The sequence below is a fragment of the Microcystis sp. LEGE 00066 genome, assembly GCF_015207925.1.
GTDB classification, from domain to species: domain Bacteria; phylum Cyanobacteriota; class Cyanobacteriia; order Cyanobacteriales; family Microcystaceae; genus Microcystis; species Microcystis ichthyoblabe_A.
Genome location: NZ_JADEVX010000303.1, coordinates 1 through 3,301 on the forward strand (window position 1 = coordinate 1; position 3,301 = coordinate 3,301).

5 protein-coding genes are annotated in these 3,301 nt (G+C 39.0%); 4 read left to right on the top strand and 1 reads right to left on the bottom strand.

Annotated elements, in window-relative coordinates; translation table 11 throughout:
- The coding region (locus IQ224_RS22775; protein WP_130757148.1) for a transposase at positions 1 to 223 on the bottom strand (223 nt) is incomplete at its 3' end.
- A gap of 211 nt (positions 224 to 434) precedes the next feature.
- Between IQ224_RS22775 and IQ224_RS22780 the strand changes: the two genes are divergently transcribed.
- The 4 genes from IQ224_RS22780 (at position 435) to IQ224_RS22795 (ending at position 3,244) form a co-directional block, all read left to right on the top strand.
- Positions 435 to 725, top strand: coding sequence for a BrnT family toxin (locus tag IQ224_RS22780; RefSeq protein WP_370583162.1), 291 nt, complete (start codon positions 435 to 437; stop codon positions 723 to 725).
- A gap of 151 nt (positions 726 to 876) precedes the next feature.
- Positions 877 to 1,131: a BrnA antitoxin family protein gene (locus tag IQ224_RS22785; RefSeq protein WP_084990022.1), complete on the top strand. Its 255-nt coding sequence runs from the start codon at positions 877 to 879 to the stop codon at positions 1,129 to 1,131.
- Between the two features lie 508 nt (positions 1,132 to 1,639).
- Positions 1,640 to 2,629: a hypothetical protein gene (locus IQ224_RS22790; protein WP_194033526.1), complete on the top strand. Its 990-nt coding sequence runs from the start codon at positions 1,640 to 1,642 to the stop codon at positions 2,627 to 2,629.
- A 114-nt stretch (positions 2,630 to 2,743) separates the two neighbouring features.
- A complete protein-coding gene (locus IQ224_RS22795) occupies positions 2,744 to 3,244 on the top strand; it encodes a tail fiber protein (RefSeq protein WP_084990021.1) in 501 nt (166 codons plus the stop codon).
- Positions 3,245 to 3,301 lie beyond the last annotated feature (57 nt).

Below are 3,301 nucleotides of genomic sequence, written 5' to 3' on the forward strand. Positions count from 1 at the left end.
CTACTGTACTTTTAGCTTGGGCGGCAATTATATCTGAGGGGTGAAAATAGGGGGAATTCCAAAAGTCGTAGGTGGCACTCGCTGCGGCTAGATTTCCCGAAGCTTGTGGCACACTTGTACTAGGTTGACTGGCCAAGTTTTCTACGATACTGATTAACCTTTTCTTTCTTCTGGTGTCCCCTAGGTCTGCATATTGTAATTCTTGGGCTGCCCATTTCTCCATTTTTTTGCTTACCTCCACCTTAATTCCTTCTTTCAAAACTATACCTATCAATCGTTTCCCCTTTTTTTAAGTTTCTTCTCTTTTTGTTAAGAAAGATCTGACTAATGGATAGCTAAGTGGGAAGGTAAGGCGATCCGTGTGATACTCTGAAGGGGTTTTGAGCTTGACTCAACCTTCTAAGATACATATAATGTATGTATGACATTTGAATATGATCCCAGAAAAGCAAAAACCAACTGGCAAAAGCACGGTGTTTCCTTTGCAGAAAGAAGCTGAAATGGTGTTTTTTGATCCCCTCGCTATTCATGATCTTGATCCCGGTTGTATAACAGAAGAACGTTTTATTGCAGTGGGGATGGGAAACATGGGATCACTATTAGTGGTTATTTATACTTTGCGGGGTGAAGTCATTCGCTTGATTTCCGCTCGTCGTGCTACAAAACAAGAGAGAAAAACTTATGAGGCTCTTCGGTTTGTGTTATGCAATGAACGGGGGTTATAAGGGATGGAACCCCTATATAGAAAGGCATTTAGCGATTTTTGTCAATTATTTTCGATCTAGAGCGAACTAATCAATTAAATACCTTGCCAGATAAGGATTTAGTCGATTTATGCCCCCCTATCGAACCATACCAAGTAACGAAGAGCCACTTATGAGAAAGGAATATGATTTTTCTAAAGGAAAACGAGGGGCGCTCATTTCCTCTCAGGGGAAAACACGCATTACCATTTATCTAGATGATGAGATTCTAGCTTATTTTCGAGAACAGGCTGAAACCGCAGGAATGGGTTATCAAACCCTAATTAATGGGGCTTTAAAACAATATATCCAATCTCCTTCTGAGCGATCGCTCACTCAGTCCGATTTACGTCGTATTCTTCGGGAAGAATTATCAGCCCTCCAATAATGTTGCTTGTGATAGTTAAAAGTTAGGCGATCGCTGTCTGTTTTCAAGAATTGCGATCGCTTTTTTGCTGCCTTCTTTTCATCCCCTAAAACCGCTACAAGTCAGATTTTAAAAGGGTTTTGATGATTTTAGCCGACAGATTAATTCATTAGTTCTACTTTCAGGGATGAGGGAGTGATACCATAAAGTGACCCTTTAAATCTAATACAAATCTAATATAAATCTAATATAAATCTAATATTCTGCTCAAAAAAACCTATTAGAAAAGTATTAACTTTAGAGATTGCCATTACCCCAAATAAAACTTATTCTGGTATCAAAGGTGATTAAGCAAATCACTTTTAACCCAAAAGACAAGACATTTTGCTTAAGGCATTATGGCTAAATCGAAAATTTCACGAATAGATTTTTGAGAATGTCTTAAGAGTTTAGAGAAAACAAATCATTAAGGTATTTTTTTCTCGAAAGTTTCATTTTAAGTTCACATTATTTCTTTGGAGTTGCTCAAATGACTTACTACGTTGATTTTAACAATCAAACAGATCGCACTTGGACTATGGTAGTCTATCAAACTCTCCCTGATTCAGTAGGATTAGATAGTGTTGCGTGGAAAAAAACGACAGTCCCGCAAAAAGGTGAATCTGGGGTTGATTGGGAGATTGAATATCTTGTTGCTCTTGCTAATTACAAACAAACTGGAGGGATAGGTGTTTATAAAGCCTCCCAAAAGTTTAATAATATCCAATTGGGAACTAAGTGGAAGGTTGTTTTTAAGGATGGTGTTCAGCAGCTAGAACCCGATGGACAAGCACAACGACCAGAGTTAATTGTAATTGGGAATGACTCAAAAAGTCTAGCTGATGTTGGTGTAGGGATGTCAAACAATTCAGCTGTTTACCAGCGAGATGTTTTAAGTAGTAGTAGTGCTCAGTTTAAGGTGACTCCTACCTATTATGTAGGTTTATTTAATAACTTGGAACTGGGAACCGTGATAAGTAGTAATGTAGTCGTCGGTCCAATGGAAGTCAAATTCCCATCAGGTCAAAATAAAGCTCTTTTGACGGCTACACTTGATGGTCAAGCGATTAAGCTAGACCTTAGTTATCAGAGTGCTTTGGTTGCTAACTATGAGCAAGTTCAAAAACTATCCCGCTCCATTCGTTCTGAGTTCTTTGATGTCCCAGTTGAGCAACAGCCTGAATTTGGTACTGACTACACTTTTGCTGCTACGTTGGTTTTTGGCACTCTGGCAGTAGCAACATGGGCGTATGGAAACAAATCTTTAATTGCTCAGGCTGCTAATGTTGTAATTGACAATTTTTCTAGCTTTGATCAGACCGCACGAACATTTAAAATTGTCGGTCAATCAGCGTTAGCTTGTGCTACTGCAATGGAAGCAATTCTTAAAGCAATTAAGGACAATGCACCACCATCATTATTAAAAGAAGGTGAGTCCAGTGTTGATGTCTCTTACAAAAATTTAGCCTGTCAGAAATAAGATTACATAGCATTTCCCAAGCTCGTGAGATATATTTTTTCCCCTATCTTTCAAGCTTGGGAAAGGGAAATAACAGTTAATGCCCATTCTAAGTGTTAGAAAAAAGGAGAAATTATGCTAAACGGAGTTCCTATTGGTACAGTATGCCCATTTGCTGGTCAAATCCATCCCATAACAGGTGATATAAACAATATTTGGACTTCATCTGGTTGCTCAAGTCAGAATGCACAGGCTGAGAGCTTGAATGCCAATATTCCTATCACCTATCCTGAAGCATACGGTTGGATGTTGTGCGATGGTCGTTATCTTGAAATAGATGCTTACCCTGAGCTATTTGCAGTAATTGGAACACTTTATGGAAAACAAGGGGATAATAAATTTAGACTTCCAGACTATCGTGGATTATTCATGAGAGGGGTTGATGCTGGTTCTGGACTAGATCCAGATGCTGCTGAACGAATTGGACCAGAGGGAATGGGTAAAAGTAGCGGGATCGGTTCACTTCAGTGTGATGCTCTCCAGCAACACCAGCACGACTATAATGCCAGCAATTCTCATTTTGAAATAAATAGAGCATTAACCCCGATTTTGGCATGGGCATATAGTACAAAGTAACTATTTTTGAGGAGAGGCGATCACCCAAAAAAACAGTTGGCTGGACAAATTAAGTAT

Excerpts from the sequence above, each read along its gene's own strand:
- IQ224_RS22795 (WP_084990021.1), top strand. The coding sequence starts at position 2,744 with ATGCTAAACGGAGTTCCTATTGGTACAGTATGCCCATTTGCTGGTCAA.
- IQ224_RS22780 (WP_370583162.1), top strand. The coding sequence starts at position 435 with ATGATCCCAGAAAAGCAAAAACCAACTGGCAAAAGCACGGTGTTTCCT.
- IQ224_RS22785 (WP_084990022.1), top strand. The coding sequence starts at position 877 with ATGAGAAAGGAATATGATTTTTCTAAAGGAAAACGAGGGGCGCTCATT.
- IQ224_RS22790 (WP_194033526.1), top strand. The coding sequence starts at position 1,640 with ATGACTTACTACGTTGATTTTAACAATCAAACAGATCGCACTTGGACT.